Source organism: Paenibacillus tianjinensis (genome assembly GCF_017086365.1).
GTDB classification, from domain to species: Bacteria; Bacillota; Bacilli; order Paenibacillales; family Paenibacillaceae; genus Paenibacillus_AQ; species Paenibacillus_AQ tianjinensis.
On the sequence record NZ_CP070969.1, the window covers coordinates 4,114,326 to 4,133,441 of the forward strand.

16 protein-coding genes are annotated in these 19,116 nt (G+C 49.5%); 4 read left to right on the plus strand and 12 right to left on the minus strand.

Annotated features, from left to right (window positions below):
• Positions 1-63: 63 nt before the first annotated feature.
• The 5 genes from JRJ22_RS18830 to JRJ22_RS18850 all read right to left on the minus strand — a co-directional run bounded on the left by JRJ22_RS18830 (position 64) and on the right by JRJ22_RS18850 (position 5,442).
• Positions 64-1,575 carry a carboxylesterase/lipase family protein gene (locus tag JRJ22_RS18830; RefSeq protein ID WP_206100960.1) on the minus strand — a complete coding sequence of 504 codons (1,512 nt, stop codon included), beginning with the start codon at positions 1,573-1,575 and terminating at the stop codon, positions 64-66.
• Positions 1,576-1,581: 6 nt separating this feature from the next.
• Entirely contained in the window at positions 1,582-2,757 is a 1,176-nt protein-coding gene (locus tag JRJ22_RS18835) for an AI-2E family transporter (RefSeq protein WP_206100961.1), read from the minus strand.
• A 136-nt stretch (positions 2,758-2,893) separates the two neighbouring features.
• On the minus strand, positions 2,894-3,712 hold the full coding sequence (locus tag JRJ22_RS18840) for a GNAT family N-acetyltransferase (protein WP_206100962.1): 819 nt from the start codon (positions 3,710-3,712) through the stop codon (positions 2,894-2,896).
• 105 nt (positions 3,713-3,817) lie between these two features.
• Positions 3,818-4,828 (minus strand): hypothetical protein, encoded by a 1,011-nt coding sequence (locus tag JRJ22_RS18845; RefSeq protein ID WP_206100963.1) that lies wholly within the window; start codon positions 4,826-4,828, stop codon positions 3,818-3,820.
• 254 nt (positions 4,829-5,082) lie between these two features.
• Complete coding sequence (locus JRJ22_RS18850) at positions 5,083-5,442, minus strand: (2Fe-2S) ferredoxin domain-containing protein (RefSeq protein WP_206100964.1); 360 nt, start codon at positions 5,440-5,442, stop codon at positions 5,083-5,085.
• 228 nt (positions 5,443-5,670) lie between these two features.
• On the opposite strand from JRJ22_RS18850, the gene JRJ22_RS18855 reads away from it, so the two are divergent.
• The gene (locus JRJ22_RS18855) at positions 5,671-5,898 is read left to right on the plus strand and encodes a YczF family membrane protein (protein ID WP_206100965.1); all 228 of its coding nucleotides are present in this window, start codon (positions 5,671-5,673) and stop codon (positions 5,896-5,898) included.
• Between the two features lie 2 nt (positions 5,899-5,900).
• Here the strand turns inward: JRJ22_RS18855 and JRJ22_RS18860 are convergent, their stop codons facing one another.
• The 4 genes from JRJ22_RS18860 to JRJ22_RS18875 form a co-directional block, all read right to left on the minus strand.
• A complete protein-coding gene (locus JRJ22_RS18860; RefSeq protein ID WP_206100966.1) occupies positions 5,901-6,998 on the minus strand; it encodes a GerAB/ArcD/ProY family transporter in 1,098 nt (365 codons plus the stop codon).
• Between the two features lie 31 nt (positions 6,999-7,029).
• Entirely contained in the window at positions 7,030-8,241 is a 1,212-nt protein-coding gene (locus JRJ22_RS18865) for a Ger(x)C family spore germination protein (protein WP_206100967.1), read from the minus strand.
• Positions 8,231-9,802, minus strand: coding sequence for a spore germination protein (locus tag JRJ22_RS18870; RefSeq protein ID WP_206100968.1), 1,572 nt, complete (start codon positions 9,800-9,802; stop codon positions 8,231-8,233). Before JRJ22_RS18870 ends, JRJ22_RS18865 begins: the two co-directional genes overlap by 11 nt.
• 173 nt (positions 9,803-9,975) lie before the next feature.
• Positions 9,976-11,016: an NAD(P)/FAD-dependent oxidoreductase gene (locus JRJ22_RS18875; protein ID WP_206100969.1), complete on the minus strand. Its 1,041-nt coding sequence runs from the start codon at positions 11,014-11,016 to the stop codon at positions 9,976-9,978.
• 541 nt (positions 11,017-11,557) lie between these two features.
• Between JRJ22_RS18875 and JRJ22_RS18880 the strand changes: the two genes are divergently transcribed.
• Together JRJ22_RS18880 and JRJ22_RS18885 are read left to right on the plus strand one after the other, a co-directional pair.
• A complete protein-coding gene (locus JRJ22_RS18880) occupies positions 11,558-12,115 on the plus strand; it encodes a GNAT family N-acetyltransferase (protein ID WP_206100970.1) in 558 nt (185 codons plus the stop codon).
• A 17-nt stretch (positions 12,116-12,132) separates the two neighbouring features.
• Entirely contained in the window at positions 12,133-13,068 is a 936-nt protein-coding gene (locus JRJ22_RS18885) for an aldo/keto reductase (protein ID WP_206100971.1), read from the plus strand.
• Positions 13,069-13,074: 6 nt separating this feature from the next.
• On the opposite strand, the gene JRJ22_RS18890 is transcribed toward JRJ22_RS18885, so the two are convergent.
• From JRJ22_RS18890 to JRJ22_RS18900, 3 genes are all read right to left on the minus strand, one after another.
• Positions 13,075-13,803: a metallophosphoesterase family protein gene (locus JRJ22_RS18890; protein WP_232380890.1), complete on the minus strand. Its 729-nt coding sequence runs from the start codon at positions 13,801-13,803 to the stop codon at positions 13,075-13,077.
• A 73-nt stretch (positions 13,804-13,876) separates the two neighbouring features.
• The gene (locus tag JRJ22_RS18895; protein ID WP_206100972.1) at positions 13,877-15,460 is read right to left on the minus strand and encodes a sigma-70 family RNA polymerase sigma factor; all 1,584 of its coding nucleotides are present in this window, start codon (positions 15,458-15,460) and stop codon (positions 13,877-13,879) included.
• A gap of 290 nt (positions 15,461-15,750) precedes the next feature.
• Entirely contained in the window at positions 15,751-16,164 is a 414-nt protein-coding gene (locus JRJ22_RS18900; RefSeq protein ID WP_206100973.1) for a VOC family protein, read from the minus strand.
• Between the two features lie 142 nt (positions 16,165-16,306).
• Between JRJ22_RS18900 and JRJ22_RS18905 the strand changes: the two genes are divergently transcribed.
• Positions 16,307-19,102: an O-antigen ligase family protein gene (locus JRJ22_RS18905; RefSeq protein WP_206100974.1), complete on the plus strand. Its 2,796-nt coding sequence runs from the start codon at positions 16,307-16,309 to the stop codon at positions 19,100-19,102.
• Positions 19,103-19,116: the final 14 nt, after the last annotated feature.

Sequence of the window (19,116 nt, forward strand, 5' to 3'; positions counted from 1 at the left end):
CTCGAAAAAATCTACTTATGGGACAGCCTCTTCTGAAGTGAAACTTATGCTGAACGCTCTATACTATTGAGGCTGGGTTCCATTCACCGGAGCGGCTTGCGGAGTCTTAGCTTGCGCAGATAGCAGCCGTTTGCGCTTCTCCCGGTCCGGGTCAACCTGCACACGGGTCTCCTGATCAAAGATCAGGGTCGCACGTTCGCCCGGCACGTAACTCGGCCAGGTTAAGCCGGGGACTTCAGGGCTGCCCTTGTGGGCAAAAGCGGTCCATGCCCCGAGCATCTGCTCCGAGATCGCTGCCATCTCCGGGCTGACGGACAAGCCGTACTGATGCAGCAGCTCTATCGTATTAAAGACATAATAGATTTCCGCGCCATGGATAGCCTTATCCAGTACCGGATGGCCGGGGATCGTCCAGTCGAACCGGTACATCCAGACAGGAGCATGCGGCAATTGCTGCTCGGCGAAGGCAATAGAGTTGTCCCAGAAATACAGGTCGGTCAAAAGGGCTGCCTGGCCCTCCCAGTTCTTAGGATAATGGCTGGCAAGCTCCGCCAGATTGCTGGCGCCCATCAGCATTTCCAGTGCCTGGAGTGACTGATCAAAGCTTGCTCCCTCACGGTCTCCCCGGAAGAATAGGTTGCCTTCATGCAGATTTGTTCCGATCAGCAGGCGAATGCCGCTGGCCGCTCCCTCCGCTACTGCCTGGGACGGCTCTACCGGCAGTGTCTCCGGATCGATGGCTGGCTGGAAGAACATGCTTAGCGAATCGCCGGCCAGCTTATAGGCCATCCGGGCAGCGGCGGCCAGAATATCCTCAGCCGGAGCCGTATTTAGCAGCGACAGGTCACCACCGGGAGTTAGCCCGAGCTCCGCCACCAAAGCCCCGGCAATCTCAGCACTCTGCTGCGGCTTCAGGGTCTGCGCCGCACCGCTCTGCATAATAGCCCCGGCAAACAGCCCTTTGGCGGCAGGCATCGCGAGCAGGGCGGCAATGCTCATACTGCCTGCCGATTCACCGAAGACGGTAACACGCCGGGGATCGCCTCCGAATGCGGCAATGTTGTCCTGCACCCATTTCAGTGCAGCAATCTGATCCAGCAGGCCGAGATTGGAATCATACCGGCCGAACGGCGACAGATGCAAAAACCCGAAGGGCCCCAGCCGGTAATTTATCGTAACTACGATGACTTTGCCGGCGCTGGCCATGTTTGCCCCTTCGAACATCGGCTGGCTGCCAGCCCCTGTGATAAAGGTGCCGCCGTGAATCCAGACCATAACCGGCAAAGCTTCTGTCACTTCCGCCGGTGCCCAGACATTCAGATACAGGCAATCCTCCGAATAGACCGGCTGCGTCCCGCCAAAGCGGATGCTGCTGGAGCTGGCAGGCTGATGGGCGACTGGTCCGAATTCCAGCGCCTCCCGGATGGATTCCCATGGCTCCGGCGGCTGCGGAGCGCGGAAGCGCAGGTTCCCCACAGGTGGAGCAGCAAAAGGAATTCCGCGCCAGACGTTCACTCCGCCGCTTTGTGTTCCCTGCAGTTTTCCATATAAAGTGTCCGCAACGGGTTTTGTCATTTTGGATCATCCTTTCGTGCTGTTTTCCTTGTCTTCTTCTATCTCTTGATATAGTCCGGAGCGGAACCGGAACCACTGAAAGAGGTGGGTCACAATTACTTTGAACACCGCATAACCCGGAACAGCCAGGATGATGCCGAGCACGCCGAACATTTTACCGGCGAAAATAATTACAAAAATGATTGTAATCGGATGCACCTTAAGCGATTTACCCATAATCTGCGGGGAGATAAACTTGCCTTCAATCAGCTGGACAGCGGTCCAGACAAAGACCATCTTCAGCAGCATAAATGGCGATGTTACCAGCGCAACAATCAACGCAGGCGTGATGGCAATCGCGGGGCCCAGATAGGGCACTACCGCCGTACATGCAGCCACAATCGCCAGTACCAGCGAATACTCCAGGCCGATAATCAGATAACCGATATAGAGCAGTGCACCGATACAACAGCTGACAATAATCTGACCACGGATATACGAAGCCACCTGGCTGTTCATTTCCTTCATCACCATACGGGACTGCGGCTGCAGGCCGTTCGGGATGAAACGCATCAGATAGTCAGGCAGGCGTTTGCCATCGCGGAGCAGGTAGAACAGAATAAAAGGTGTGGTTACCACAGCCAGAATAATCTCCGTCAATGCACCTACGAAATTCCCGACCCCGTTCACTGCATTATTGAGAAAAGCTGTGGCCCAGGTCGTCACCTTGCTCGTTAAATCGCCCACATCGGTGCCCACGCCTACATTCTCCTGAATCCGCCCGAACAGCTCGCTTCCGGTCAGATCAATGAATTCCTGCTGGATCTGATCGCTGTATTTCGGGAAATTATCAATCAGGCCAATCAGCTGGGTGCGGATGATCGGGATCACTGTCAGCAGAATGAGCGTGACAATTCCCGCAATAATCAGGTAGAGGATTACAATGCCATACGCCCTTTTTACCTTGCTCCGTTTCTCCAGGCGGTCTACCAGCGGATTCAGCAGATAATAGGCGATCCCGGACAGCAGCAGCGGTGCAGCCACCGTATGGAGCAGAACCGATATCGGCTTGAAAATAAAAGGCACCTTGGAGAACACCAGAATATTGACGCCTATCAGCAGAATAATCAACAGAGATACGACAAATTTATTATTCAAAAAAAACTTCTTAAACCGTTCCGGCCAGACCTGCAGCCTCTCCATGACAACGCTCCCCCCTGACAACGAACCCTTTTCTAAAAGTGTGATAAATTGCACTTGGTAATAGCATAGTCAACGCAAGGGCTGCAAGTCAAATTTCCAGAGGGCCATTTTTCCCGATGAATTCCTGAAAAATCACTCATTCAAATTTGATTTCAGCAATTTTGCCGGCCTCCACAAAACCGATTGACTGGTAGACCCTGTTCGAATCCGGGTTCTTGCCGTCGGCAAACAATACCGGGGTTAAGCCTTCCGCCAGAACCTGTTCGCATAGCTCAGCTACAAGGCTGCTGGCATATCCCTGTTTACGGAACTCACGGGAGGTGTATACATCATTAATTCTGCAGAGCCTGGCGCTGCGGTGAGCGGTCTTTGCCATGGCTACAGGGGAACCGCCCACCATCCAGAGATACAGATTTCCGGTACGGACCGCTGCATCAGCATGTGGCAGATAGTGTTCTACCGGCTGTGACGTTCCAAAAGCATCCCGGGCAAATCCTGCTGTAAACTCTGCGATAACCGGGATATGGCTGGTCGCGGCCTGCACCAAAGTTCCTTCTACACCGCTTGGCTTCCTTACCTCAGTACATTGATAAGATTCCAGCAGCATATAGGTATAATAAAGCTTCCCGCGGAGTGCGCAATACGCCCCCGCAAAGATTCTGGCCGTATTCGGCTCTGCAGTGATTCCCGAAAAATCACTGTCCGGCAGCTCCTGCAGGCTCTCTATCAGTTGTTCTATCCGCCTGATACGCTGCGCCGGCTCAAGCTCAGCTGAAACCCATAACCAGGGACTATACCCTTTGGACTGAACGAACAGCAAACGCCTGTCGGGAGTTGCCAATTTAAGCGCGTCCGGGTAGTCAACAATGTTGTGAATCAGACTATGCTGTACCTCGTTTTTCATAAATTCCGCGCTATGCAGCACTGCATCCCCGGCAGCAAAACTCTGAAGCATTAGAACCCCTCCCCATAACCTTTTCTTACTATCATAATCTTCATTCTGGTAAAAATAAACAGCCCCTCCTGCGATCATACACAGAAGAAGCTGTTTAATAACTTATTATAGAAGATGATGCACATCCGGGAGGTACTGGCTCAATGTTGCCCATACCTGCATTTCTTCTTCCTCCCGCCGCCAGATCAGATTACGCAGCGCCGGAGCCCAGCAGCTGTAGTGATCATGAGGTGCACTCCTCCCGCCAAGAATCCATTCTTGCTGCAACTTAGCCATACTGCTTAGCTTATTCAGCTGAAACCAATCCAGCATCCCCCTGCTCCGCCGCCGGAGAAGATCCGCATAATAGACAAAATAACCAAAGTCATAATTCCTGGAACCCGGTCCCTCAAGACAAGCTCCGTCATCGCTAAAGCCCTGCAAGTAACATTCCAGGACGGACTCCACTTTAATAAGAATATCCGTTAGCGTTTCCTTATCTTTCACTAGCAGCAAAGCTGCAGCACCGATTGAGCCTGCACAGACTGCGGATCCGTGTTGTGATACAGTCTCCCATTGATAGGGGCCGGAGGTAAGGTATAGAGCGATCAGCCTCATATATACTTCATCTTTAACTCTTGCCTGCAACAGCGCAGGCAGGCGGTCTCCCAGCAGAAAACGGATCTCACTGAGTGCAAACCCGGTCTCCGCACAGAATAAGTCGATCGTTTCCATTACACCCGTTTCGCTCAAATGTGCCGGCAGACACCAGGTATATTCTCCGCAGACCGACCAGAGAATTTCACATACAAGCTTGAGATGCTCCTCCTGTTCAGGCTCCAGTAAAGACAATAATACAGCCGTGTTCAATATTTGCCGCCGCTGAAAATAGACCCGCTCATAATCCTGCCTTGATCCGGTCTTGGCAAAACTGGTGAACAGCGAATACGTCAGTTCCGGAATGGGAGTATTCCGGTGAGCCTGCCCTGCTGCGCGCAGCTCTGCAATCTCGTCCCTATACATGGGGGATTCGCGGACTTTCCTCCAGAATGCGGCCTGGTCTCCATCCGGATAGTATAGCCGTTCATCCGCTTTTTTCATCGAAGCAATGATCTTGAGCAGTTCAGACTTATGCATCTTACGCCGCCTTTCCTGACATGCCGTGATTTACATCTTCGGTGAGCACCGGAACAAAATACATCTTAACATTTTTATCCATTTAAAATTTATTAAAAGTTGTGTATATTATATCAGCCGTTTTTCCGATGCTGCAATAGTTTTAATTGGACGTTTTATGACATTGCGTGCATTCTGTGAATTCTCAGCTAAATGCAAATAAGATACCGCCGGAATAGTTGACGGTATCTGCTGAAGTCTCTGCAGTAAAAGGCTTATTTTTTCTTCTTGCCTTTTGTGCCTCTCTCGGCAGCAGCAAGGAATTGGCCCTCATAAGTATAAACGACGTTGTCCTCAAGCCGCTCCCCTTCGAGCAGCCTGCGTACCAGTGCCTTGCCCAATTTCGGAGTGATCTCTTTATACCACACGCCCTCCGGATAGGAGATCACCACGCAGGAATCCGAGCATCTTCCGTTGCAGCGGGTTACTGTCGTATGAATCAGTCTCCCGGCCCCCTGCTTCTCAATTTCACCCTCTATCGCTTCAGCTACCTCTTCGCCTTTATGCTTCCTGCAGCTGCTGCCGCCGCAGATAAGCAGATGATTCACCGTTCCTTGCAAATTCCAGGTCGTCACGGACTGCCCCTCCCCTCTACAACAATAATACCCTGTTCATGAATCATTATAAACTCTACCCATCTGCCGGAATACCGTCAATAAGCCTACAGCGGATTCGCAGGGATAGTGGGCACCGTTTTTTTATCTGCAGCTTGGGATTTATGATTACCCTCCCTATTTACTGGAGATAATATCTTTAGTTTATTTGCTGAAGACTCATTTCTGATTGATGAGGAGGACTTTTTTATGAAAATGACCGGGATCTATCTTATACTCGCTTGCTTAAACCTGGGGATGATTGTCTTTGTAGACCTTCTATCCGGAACCAGTCTGCCCAGTTCGTTACATTCGCTCCGTGTCGTGTTTGACACAACCACATTCCAGGAGTCCTGCTTCATGGTTCTTTTCGCAGCCCTGCCCGTTATCGTGACCGTTGCCGACAAATTCAAACAGAGCAAATCCCCCCGGAAGTAACCTTATTTGTACAACCCGAACCTGCGCCGGAAGCGGTGCACCAGAAATAATAGAATGGGAATAACGGCACACATAAAAGGCAGGATATACTTCAGAAAAGTTACCCCGTCCTTCATATGCATCGGGTAATTCTCCGCACTGACAAATGAGCTGAACAGCACTACAACTCCAACAGGGAACATCAGCTTGCGTGGTTCCTTAACGTTGAACAAATCCGCTGCAATCGATACCGCCGCATAACAGTAGATTGACATTTTAAAAAAGACGCCAATAATCAGCGTCAGGATCACAATGGCATCGAGCCGCTGAATGAAGTTAGCCACATTGACCAGTGTGATGGTGGTAAACATCGGGAAGGTAGTCCGGCTGTAAATATCCGTACCAAGCACAGACATTTCAACCGCATGGGTAAAGCTGAGCAGAAAAGCGCTTAAGGCCATAGCGCCTATGCCTGTTTTCTTAACCTTGTTTCTGGTATTGAAGTGAGGCAGGATGGCAGTGAAGCAGACCAGTTCACCATACGGAAAAATCCAGATGCTGGGATAGGCGGAGCCCAGTGCCTCCAGCCACTCCCCCGGGTGTACAGGAAAGAGATTCTTTAACTGGACCAGCCCGGAAATAATCACAACAAAATTTGAGACCAGCCCCATAATGACAATCAGCCAGAAATAGATCTCTGCTGTTCTGGAGAAGACTTCTATCCCCTTATACAGGATATACATTACGGCAATGACCATTATGGAGTTGATTATAAAGATAGGTGTTCTATCGTAAGTTGAAGAAATCAGCAAATCACCTGCCTCCCGCAGATTTCGGGAACCGTTATACATGAGGACCGGCAAGTATAGCAGACTAAGCGGCCAGCCGATCCATCTCCCCAAAATCTTTCGGGTATAGCCGCTGATCACCAGATCAGGGAATTGCCGGTACAAATCAGCAAAAACCAAATATAACAGGATGCCGCCCGGCAGAGCCAGCAGAATCGAGATCCATACCGCATGTCCGCTCTCCAGACCAATTGGAACAACAACCGCCGTTCCCAGCTCGAACAGTACAATCATGGCAAACAGTTGAAATGGACCGATGACTTCTTTTCGCATGAAACGGCACCCCCTATTCCTCACTAGACGTTCATTCTCTTTTTTCCGCAGGTATGTAAGGCTTGAGTCTCATCCCTGTACCGCGGATATAAGCATCCACTTGGAGATCCAGCTCTCCTTCGGCAAAAACGGAATCCCATTCTTTATTCACAGTCTTCCATAATTCCGGATGTGTGCGCTTCAGTTCATTCCCAAAGTTAAAGATATCTGCCTTCTTCTCTTGCGCAGCCTTCAAAGCCATCTTCACCTCGGAAGCGGTTTGCTCCGCAAGCTCTTTTTTCAGCTTCCCCAGCTCCTCCTCCTTGCTAAAATCCACGAAACTATCGGCTTCATTGATGCTTCCTTCTTCACGGATATGGATATGAAAAACCGGCTTCCCCTCCCGTAGATCTACCTTTACAGCAGTCTTGGAATAAAATATATTTACAGAAATATCCTCTTTTCGATCCGAGGCATCAATGTTCACATTGGTTTCTTCAAGTTTATTAAGCAGCCACTGAGTGCCTCTGGACTCCGGCCCGTTCAGCCAGCTGATCAGCTTGCCCTTCTTAAAAACACCGAGTCCGCTCATATAGGAACCGGCCAACGGCTCCGTTTGTTCCAGGCTGCTTTTCTTCATGCCTTCTTCTGCATTGCCTATAATCTGAATTCCATTGATGGTAAAATCACCTTCACTTGTAATTCCGTTAATGATCTCAAAAACGCCAATCTTGCGGTTCTCCCCCCACACTCTGGCCGTATTCTGCGTTTTCTTGACTAAACCCGTAGAAGGCAGGCTCTCTAAGGCAGTTAACAATTTAAGCACTGAAGAAGCATCTGAATTTTTGGCGATCAGTACAGTTGTATTCAACCGCAGCTCATGGGAACGTTCAAAAATATCAAATATATGGTCAACCCCGCTTCGCGCAAGCGGCTCACCGATAATCAACAGCTGGGTATGGGCAAAAAACAGCTGCCGGGTCGTCCGTCTGGAGGCTTTGCGCAGAGCGCCAAAAACCGTCGTATCCTTTTCGGTAACAACCATGACCGGTGGCCGATTGCTGGCAGCACCAGTAGTCGGAGCCGATGATGACGGGTTGATAATTTGAAAAGTTACACGGTACCCTTCCTCATCATCCAGTTTATCCATTCCGATCCCGCTCACGATCGCCAGGTCATTCAGTTCTCTGCTATTCCAGCAGCCGGTCAGCAGGACTGAAACGCCTAAATATAGGGCAAGCAGACCAAGCAGCTTAGTTCTCATGAGGGTTATCCTTACGGATCTGAGTAGTTGTTCCTGGAACAGAGCTCTTGGGATTCAACAAGCGCCGGCGGATTTTCATGAAATGCAGAGGGGCTCGTAAAAAGATATCCTTCTGGTCCCCTGCTGCAAAAGGGGCTACCGGAGACATATAGGGTACCCCTAAAGAACGCAGGCTGCACAGATGGGCAATCAGAATCAGCCCGACAATCGCAATACCGTACAGTCCCATATATGCCGACACAAAGGTGATGACGAACCGAAGCAAACGTATAGACAGCGCCATATTAAAAGCTGGAGTCGCAAAGCTTGAGATCCCTGTCAGCGAAACGACAATTACCATCGCAGGTGATACAATACCGGCCTGAACGGCAGCCTGCCCCAACACAAGCCCGCCGATAATCGAAACCGTCTGCCCGATCGGGGATGGCATGCGGATCCCGGCTTCGCGGATAATTTCAAAAGTGACCTCCAGCAGAAGCACCTCGATCACCACCGGAAACGGGACTCCTTCCCGCTGTGAGGCTAAGTTGATCAGCAGAGGGGTGGGTATCATCTCCTGGTGGAAATTCAGCGCTGCGACAAATATAGCCGGACCAAACAGCGAAACGATCAGGCACATAAATCTGAGCAACCTGATCAGTGAGGACACATCATAGCGCTGATAGTAGTCCTCAACGGTATGAAAAAACATAAAAAAGGTGGCTGGTGTGATTAGGACAAATGGAGTTCCATCGACAAAAAGCGCGATTCTCCCCTCCAGCAGGTTTCCTGCTACACTGTCCGGCCGCTCAGTATTAAATATCGTCGGAAATGGTGAGTACTTGTTCTCTTCAATCAGCTGCTCAATATACCCCGATTCCAGAATAGAGTCCACATGAATCTCAGACAGCTTCTTTCTGAATTCCTGAAGCATTGCTTCATTGGCTAAACCGTGAATATGCACAATCGACACATCCGTTTTAGTTACGGCACCGATTGTTAACGTTTCGATCCACAAATTAGGGTTTTTAATCCGCTTCCGCACCAGGGACAGATTCGTGCTTAGTGATTCTGTAAAGCTGTCCTTGGGACCGCGGATGTTCACTTGAGTTGTCGCTTCGGTAACCGCTCTTCCTTCACCACCGCTGGTACTGACACTGATTGCTTTGGTGAGGCCTTGGAAAAGAATCATCGTATCACCGGACAAGAGCCCCTCCAGGAGACTATTCTGGTCTTCAACTATCTTTTCTTTACCGATACTTAATGCCTTCCCCTTCGCAAAAGAAAACCGTTCCAGCGCAGTTGCCGCAGATTCTGCCTTTTCCTGCAAGGAGTCAAAGGATAGGGCATGTGTAATATAGTCCTCTACCCGCTCCATATCGATTAGACCGTTAATATAAACAGCAGCCGCATAGTTTGCGTGATCCAGTGATTCATAATACCGTATGATCAGATCAGGACTGTTTCCAAGTTTGCTCTGGATTTGGTTGAGGTTCTCCTCGATATTCTCAAAGATCGGCGGACTTTGCTCTTTGCCATTAGCCATCTCTGCTGTTTTGGATTCTTTAGTCTGTTTAGGCATCCTCAGCACCTCCCCTATTACTATTCGCCCGTGAAACTTTTTTTATGCAGCTTATGGAATTTGGGATACGTGAGGAGATATGAAAAAAGACTGCCGGTTTGTAGAGAATCTACAAGCGGCAGCCCTTAAATATCCTGAGGGTAATTGAGTGCTATAGTGCGGCAGAATAACGATTAGTGCTCGTCGGTTACGCCGAGGGCCTTATTCTTCTCTTTGAACCGGTCATTATGCGAGGACACATACGCCGCCTTCGGCGCATCAGGATCCATGTACAGCTTGGCGCTGTTGAGTGCCAGAACCGCATCGGTAAATGTGCCGGCGATCAGCCGGACCTTGCTGCTGTAATCGACGAAGTCTCCGGCGGCAAAAATGCCCGGCAGATTCGTTTCCAGTCTTTCGCTGACATTAGCACACCAGTCACCCATATCAAGTCCCCATTCGCGCAGCGGACCGAAGTCACTTTTCAGGCCATGGTTTACAATCACTGCATCGACTGCAAACTGCTCTGTTTCCCCCGATTCAACATGGCTGATGGTTACCTGGTCAATGGTCTCTCCGTTATTACTGTGCAGCTGGCTCACCGAATACGGCACACGCACCTCAACCGAGGAAGCCTTCATGCGGGCAATATTCTTCTCATGTCCGCCGAACTGCTCTCTACGGTGCACAATAGTGACACTGGCGGCAACTCCCTCCAGCTCATTCGCCCAGTCCACTGCCGAATCGCCTCCGCCGGAGATCAATACATGCTTGCCGCGGAACGGCTCCAGCTCCTGCACGGTATAGTGCAGGTTTGTCACCTCGTAACGGTCCGCTCCCTCGATCTCCAGCTTGGCCATCTGCAGGATGCCATAGCCAATCGCCAGAATGACGGTCCGGGTCCAGTGTCGTTCCCCGGTGGACGATGTCAAAATATACGTCCCGTCCTCCTGGCGCTCCTGCCGGGTAATCTGCTGCCCCAGTACTATCGTCGGATCAAAGGTGCGGGCCTGCTGCTCCAGCTGCTTGATTAATTGACCACAGAGGGTCGGTGTAATTCCACCTACGTCCCAGATCATCTTCTCGGGATAAATCAGCATTCTTCCGCCCAGCTCATCCTTTGCTTCAATCAGCTTCGTTTTCAAGTCTCTCATGCCGCTATAAAATGCTATATACATACCTGCGGGACCCCCGCCAATAATCGTCACATCGTATAATTCCAGTTGATCACTCATATTGTTCCCTCCGGATTTTACTTGAAATTGATTCTCATTATCATTGTAATATTGTAAATGAGAATGGTACGGTTTGGCAATGGACAAATCTGCGCGGGAAGCACAAGAAACCCTGTTGCCTCCTCGTTACCGAAACTGTATTCACACAAAAAAGCGGTACTCTCTAATTAAATAGAGAAGTACCGTTGATGTTTACGGTCATCTGATTTAAATATTCTGCAGGGTCCGCCGAATATATGTAATGATTTATCTTGTGTATTCATCATATTCTTCCCGGCCGTTCAGTTTATTGTATGAATACTCGTCATTCTTCAATTTATAGATTTGCCCCATGCCGCCAAATACGAATAATAATACAACTACCATTATCCGATGAAGAAGAATGTCGAATATTGTAAGGGATAGCTAAACGAATTAATGCACTTCTGGCGCTGTAAACTGCTTCTAATGATGATCGACTGCCTAGATCCTTTAGGTTCTTGCAATATCCAAGTAATGTAATATAATCTACTGAAAAGACGATAAAAGCGGAGGACTAAACATGCAACCTGTATTCGAAACTGAAAGATTACGATTACGACCGTTTCAATTAACAGATGCCCGCACTGTGCAGGAATTAGCCGGTGATATTGCGGTGGCGAGAACAACCTTATCTATCCCCCATCCTTACACGCTCGAAGCGGCAGAGCAGTGGCTGAACGCGTGCATTGGCAGAAAAGATGAGGGTGACGGTTATCCTTGGGCGATGGTAGCTAAGGACAGCAACCAGCTGATCGGCTGCATGAGCCTCCATATTACCCGGCCGCATAATCACGGAGAGCTTGGCTACTGGATCGGACAACCTTACTGGGGACATGGGTATGCTTCTGAAGCGGCACAGCGCCTGGTCCGGTACGGATTCGAGGAACTGCATTTAAATAAAATCTGGTCAGCGGCATTGTCCAAAAACCAGGCTTCCTGGAACGTAATGAAAAAAACCGGCATGGTGCTCGAAGGGGAATTTAAACAACACATCCTTAAATGGGGCCAATACGAGGATGTCGTCTTTTACGGAATGACCAAAGGAGATTATGAGCAGTTGAGCAAGCAAACAGTCTAACGGGGAGCGGATGATTAATGAATAAAAGGCAGTACGGCAGTACAGGGAAATCCGTATCCGAGATCGGCTTCGGTGCATGGCAGCTCGGCAACAGTCAGGATTGGGAGGCGATGTCTGAGACTGCAGCCATTGAGCTGGTCCATGAGGCGCTTGAGCGGGGGATGAACTTTTTTGACACCGCTCCCAATTATGGCCTGGGTACAAGCGAAGAGCTGCTCGGTAAAGCCCTGGCCGGTAAACGCAGCAGCGCTGTCTTAAACACGAAATTCGGCCATGCGGTGGACGGCCGTACGAATTATAATGCAGATCAGATTATCCGGTCCGTTGAAGGCAGCCTGAAGCGTCTGCAGACCGACTATGTGGATTCCGTGCTGATTCATAATCCGCCGTTCGAGATACTGGACGGAAAATACGGGCACTATGAAGAACTGGAAAAACTCAAGGCTGCCGGTAAAATCCTTACTTACGGCGTTTCGGTCGATTCTGCCCCGGAGATGCTGGAGGTCATCAAACATACCAACATCGGCGTAATGGAAGTCATGTTTAATATTTTTTATCAGGAAACGGCCGAAGCCTTCAAGCTTGCCCAGGAGAACAATATCGCCCTTATCATCAAAGTCCCGCTGGATTCCGGCTGGCTCTCCGGCAAATACAACAGTCAGAGCACTTTTTCGGGAGTCCGCAGCCGCTGGTCACCGGAAATTATCCGCAAGCGGGCAGCCCTGCTGGAGCAGATCCAGTTCATCACCAATGAAGAGACAACAATGACGATGGCGGCGCTGAGATTCATTCTTGCCTACCCGGAAGTGACGACCGTAATCCCAGGGGTCAGAAACAGCGCTCAACTGGCCGAGAATATCGCAGCAAGTGATGGGGCGATGCCTAAGGAGCAGGTGAAGAAACTGCAAGGGCTGTGGGAGCAGGAGATCCGGGGGCTGGAGCTGGGCTGGTGAAGGGGTTCACTCACTCTCACCCAGCCGCACATAATAGGTCTTATACCCTCCATCGCCTATCTCCAGGCAGTTCATCTGCTCGCCGTAGGCGCAGCCGCCGTCAATGCCGATCTTATCACCAAGCGGGCTGAACCAGATGCCGGGATTATCCTGGAATTCAAAGGTTGAGGTGTGGCCGAACACTACTGTTTTGGAAGTATTCCGTACCGGATGATTGTAGAACGGTTCTCTGATCCAGATAAAATCATAATCCTTCTGCGTCTTCCAGTCCGCCAGTGCCGGGTCAATTCCCGCGTGTACAAACAGGTGGTCCTCCGTCTCATAATAGAGCGGCAATGCGCTCAGGAAATCTAAGTGGTGCCTGTAATCCTGCCTGATCCAATGTTTAATCCTGATGTATTCTTCCCAGCCCAGATCCTTCTGCACAAAATCTGCGTTGGCTGAAGCGTAGCTCATGAGAGTATGAAATCCGCCGTTATTCAGCCAGTGAATATCCAGTTTATCTTCATCATCGCTGAGCAGCGCGTCACAGGCCATTTTGTCATGATTGCCCTTCAGCACAACAGCGCCACATTCCGCTTGGAGGGACATGACCTGCTCTACAATTGCTTTGCTGTTTGGTCCCCGATCCACATAATCGCCGATGAGTATGAGTTTGTCCTGATCCGGAATATAGTTCACTTTGCGCAAAAGCGCGTTGAATTCCCGGTAACATCCGTGGATGTCACTGATCACTAAAGTTCTGATGGTTGTCCCCTCCCTGACCGTTCATCACTGTGTATCAGAACCTATATTATATCACTTGAAATTACAATCTGACCGGCATTCGTGCTGAGCTGTCCCAGCGCCAGGGTACAGAGTGTCCCTCCAGATGCAGCCCGCCGTACCACACATCAAGGCCTTGAACCGCCACCCGGTCCGCTGCTCCATCCAGTATCTGCTCGCCAAGTGCAGTCATTGTCACCTTTCGGTTCAGAAAATCCGGGACCCGGCGAAAATCGAAATGGTCTACAGCTTCCGCACCATCGATCATCAACAGCGGCTGTGTCCCTTGCACCAATCCCCGGAGATACAGCCAGTATTCGAGATCGCCCATGCCAAGCACATGCAGCGAGTCGGTTACTTGCCGGAATAGCTTCAATGGAGTATCTGCTCCCCCGCGCACAGCTTCAAGCGTCGTTTGTTCTACGATTCCAAGGCCATTGTCTACAGAAGGCAGACGTGACAAGTGAGCCTGAAACGCAGCATAGGCAAGAGGCAGCGCAGACGACTCCAGTTCTTGTCTCCGAAGCGCAAGCAGATTAGCCATCTGCATCGGATCGGGACTTGCATAGGCCTGCCACAGTTCACTGCCCAGTTCCACTTCCTTCTGCCCGATGCTCCGCCAGGTCCCGGACAAGGTCTTCAGCTGATCCGAAGTCAGCTGGCCCAGACCATGAAACAGCTCAATGCCGGGAAACTCCCCGATGCAGAGCAGACTAAGCCTGGTGCTGCCCAGCTTTTGCCCCTTGATATAGTGCAGCAGGTAAGCCAGCATGCTCTGATCAAACAAATCATGCTCGAACCACAGCACCACTTCATCATAGCGGTTAACCTCCCGCAGCTTCTCTTCCTGCTCCGCACAGCCTGCCAGATATTCCGCTGCCGGAATGCCCATCGACTGTTCGAGCGATCGTGCGCGCATCATACGCTCCACCTCACCGGCAGGGTTCACAAAATTCGGCCCCGCCGAATATACTTCTCTCCACACCAACACTTCCCCCGAAACGATGCCCTGTTTCAGCATATTGCCGACGGAATCCCCATTTACGATATGCAGCATATTCCTGCCTCCTTCATATAGGTTGTTGAACATGGAAGCAAGGTCGATGACAGGGAGTGCGCCTCTCAGCTTACGCCGTCCGTCAAACAGCCGTTTTTTCAGCACTGACACCGGAATGTTCAGATAATCGGAGATTTCCTGCAGCGAATAGCCGTAGAAATAGAACAATTGCAGCGGCACCCGCAGCTTATCGCTTAAGCTTGACACCGACTGCTGCAGCACCTGTGCACCTTCCCTCCGCTCAGCGATATCTGCAACACCCGTAGACTCCTGAGAAATGTGCATGGCATCCGCCAAGGGAAGCATAGCCTGCCGCTTCCGCCGCAGCAGCCGCTGGCATTGTCTCACGACTATCGTCTTAAACCAGCCAGGAAATGCAGAGGGCTGCTGCAGCTTACCAATATTGATATAAGCTTCGATGAACGCCTCCTGCACAGCATCTTCCGCCAGATGGACATCCCTCAGCATGTCATAGGACACCGCAAACGCCATCCCGCGGAAATGCGCCATCAGCTGTTCAAACGCCTCCGTATCCCCTTTTTGTACTTCCTCAACCAGCCGCGTTACCATCCCGGACCTCTTTTCACATGTTCTTAATCATAAGTGCCCTCTCGGGAGTGAAAGGTTACAAACTGTTCGAACCATTCCGTGATTAAAAATAAAACCCCGGGGAACATCCCCAGAGTCATGATATCTATAGTGTACTGTTAATCATTAGACATTCCAATACTATTGATTCTCTACGCCGAAAATCCTCTTCAAATCGAATACTTTTTTCCGCTTAATGCTGCATTTGAAAATCTGTTCCGGCAGCCGTTGTTCCCACTCAAACACCTGTTGCACAATCCAATAACTCGAAATTACCCGTTCTGAGCCGTTACCGGATTAACCGCAAAGATGGAATGAATGTTGCCTTCCGGATCTGCGAAGAAACCTGTGGTGTGCCCCCAGGACATTGACTTTGGAGCTGTAATTTCAGTTGCCCCTTTTGAAACAACCTCTGCATACATCGTGTGGACAGCGTCGGGAGAATCACATTCGAAATTAAATTCGAAGGCTTGCCCCTTGCGCTCTTCTAAGTAGGTATGGTGGTCATGCGTGTTTTCCGCCATTAATGCTGTTGAACATATCGCAAGACGAATACCGCTGTTCACAAATTCAGCATAATGGTTCTCTTCAATGACTGTCTCAAATCCCAAAACATCACGATAAAAGCTAGCCAATTTAGCTACATCCTGCGCCAAAACCGTAAGTCCCTCTAATTTCAATCTCATGGGTTGAATTCCACCTTTCTTAATTCGGTTTACCTGGATAAAAATCGAAACACTAGAAGGACACGTCCATAATCCATCTTTGCCAAAATGATCCAATCAACTTATACTAATGACTAGAATAAATTGTAAAGGAGAATAAAAATTGGCGCAACCGGTTTATGGTAAAAAGTCCACTCCATTAAGGTATGATGAAGCTCTTCCCTTCTCGCTCTGGGTGCTGATTATCGGGTTCTTACTTTTCTTAGTATGGGCTCCGTTTCAGGTAGGGCTATTTAATGGTCAACAGGCTGATTTTGAAAAACCAATTTATATTTCTACGGTAACCGGCAGTCTTATGCTTATCGTCTGGGCTGTGGTCTACTACAAAAAATTCAGATTTGAGGATCAGCGGGATCTTGTTGCTCTATGTGTGCTACTGCTTCCGCTGACGTACTTTTTATCCCTTTTTACCGCTGCCTCTCACTATATGGCAGTCAATATGCTGCTTATTCAAAGTATGTATGCTGCACTTTTTATTGTAACCCTCTATCTTCTCCGGCAAAAACTCGCGAATCAGATCATTCAATTCACCGTACTAACATTAGCTTACCTAATCGTCTGGTTCGGTCTGCTAAACTGGCTGGGAGCTTGGAATGTAGCCGGAGGGGCTGTTGGCTGGTTCTCTAATACTGTCCGTGCCGGTAAGTATCTTGACGCAGTCATGACCGATTCGAACGGTCTACGTCTGACCTCCATATTTCAATACGCAAATACGTATGCCGCTTTCCTGATGGCCTTTCTGTTTACAGCTGTGTATGCTTTGGTCCGGTCCAAAAAGTGGTATGGCATGCTAATACACAGTTTTATGCTGGTACCGATTATGATTTCACTGCTTCTGACACTATCACGGGGCGGTCTGGTCATGATGCCGGTAGTTTTTGTCCTGCTGCTTCTCTTTCAGAAGCCTTCGCGGCAAATCTTCTGGATCATCCACCTAATCATCGCTGCCGCTGCGTCACTGGCTGTGATCAGCAAAATAACATCTATCGGCAAACATTTGGCGGCAGTATCTGATCCTTCTGCTGCTGTAGAGGGCTGGAGCTGGCTTCTTATTGCTTGTATTGTAACCTCAACAGCCTGCTGGTCCGTACAACGCTTCATTGCTGCGGGTTTAGAAAAGCGCTTGGAAAACAGGACTACCCGAAAGTTCGCTAATCTGTGGCTTCCGGTCGGAGCAACGGTATTGGTGGCTGCTGCTGCATGGCTGCTCATTGGAACAAGCGCACGAAGTATTTTGCCGGCCAATATTGAAACCCGTTTAGAAAATATTAACTTCAAACAGCATAGTGTGCTGGAACGTATGACTTTTTACCGGGATGCTTTTAAAGTAGCGAAGGACTATCCTGTTCTTGGTGCAGGTGGCGGCGGGTGGGCTGCCTTGTATGAGAAATACCAGAACAATCCGTATGTAAGCCGTCAGGCGCACAATTTCTTTTTGCAATACTTAATTGAAGTCGGCATTCTGGGGTTTATCTTGTTCATGGGCTTTATCCTGTATGTGTTCTACAAATATATCAGGGGATATATAAAGCTGAAGAGGACAGATGAATTTGAGAACGGATTCTTCTATTTAATCATCGCATTGTCCATTCTATTACATAGTATCCTGGACTTTAACCTTAGTTATGTGTTCATGGGAATGCTTGTATTTATCAGTCTTGCCGGGATGACGGCTGCCATGGAAGCTAAACCTCTTGAAGGCAACTGGAAATCAGCCGGACTGCGCTACGGTTATCTGGGTGTGACCACTATGGCAGCGCTGGCCATACTCATCGTATCGATACGCAATATCACTTCCACTAACGATCTAGCTGATGCAAAGGCTATTGCACAGTACAGTAAATCCTACGAAGAGATTAAAGCTCCGCTTATGAGGGCATTAAAAAACCGTCCGGCTCACCCTGAGACAATTATGATGTTAGCAGCACTTGATAATCAGGTGTATAGACAGACCAAAGATGAGCAATATGCCAACGAATCTTTATCCTTACTACAGCGCGGCCTCAAAGATGAGCCATACAATAAACAGCTATTGAAGCTCCAGACTGCTATCTATGATTCGTTAGATAAACGTGAGGAGGCCTATGCCGTATACCTCGATAATCAGGATAAGTATATATGGGATATTGAATGGTATGAGCAGCTCATTACACGGGCAACCCGTCTCGGCATCCAAGCCTATCTCCAGCAGAACGAGACTAAGAAGCAGGAGTACTTCCATACCAGCCTATCCGCTTACCAGCACGTGGTGGATGGGGTCGAATATTTACAAACACTGCCTTCGGGACAGCTACAGGGCCGGCCTTTCTCGGTCACACCGTTGATTGCCCTTAGTGCAGGTAAAGTAAATCAGGTTACAGGACAGGCAGAGACCGCCGCGTCCATCATCCAAACAGGATTCATAGATAGCTACGCCGCTCTGGCAAGGCGCAATGATCTGTGGAGTACAGAATGGTATAGTGATGTGATAGTTCTCGCTTACGGGCTGGGTCAACCCTCGTATTCGGAATGGTTAAATATCTTAAGCACTCAAGGATTGGATAATGCACATGTTGCAGCAAACGCCAAGGCAAACTTCAGCATAGGTATTGAAGCTTATAGCCAAGTTATGAGTGGTACAAGCAATCCCGCCACTCCTCTTACTCCCGCAACAAATTTAGCCGTTGGAAAAATGAAAATTCTCACCGGAGATGTTGTGTCTGCAGTTACCCTATTAAAAGGCGGGCTAAGCGAAGATTATTCGGATCCCGTCAACCGGGAAATCGCGCGCTGGTATTTAGCCGGTTTGAAAAAGGTAAATAGTCCGCTGGATCAGGATGTGTATAACAAGCTAATCGCCGCCGATGCGCAGGAAGCAGCCATGATCGATCAAGTTGCTGGAATGCCACCGTTATCGTAAGGAGTATTAGAGAG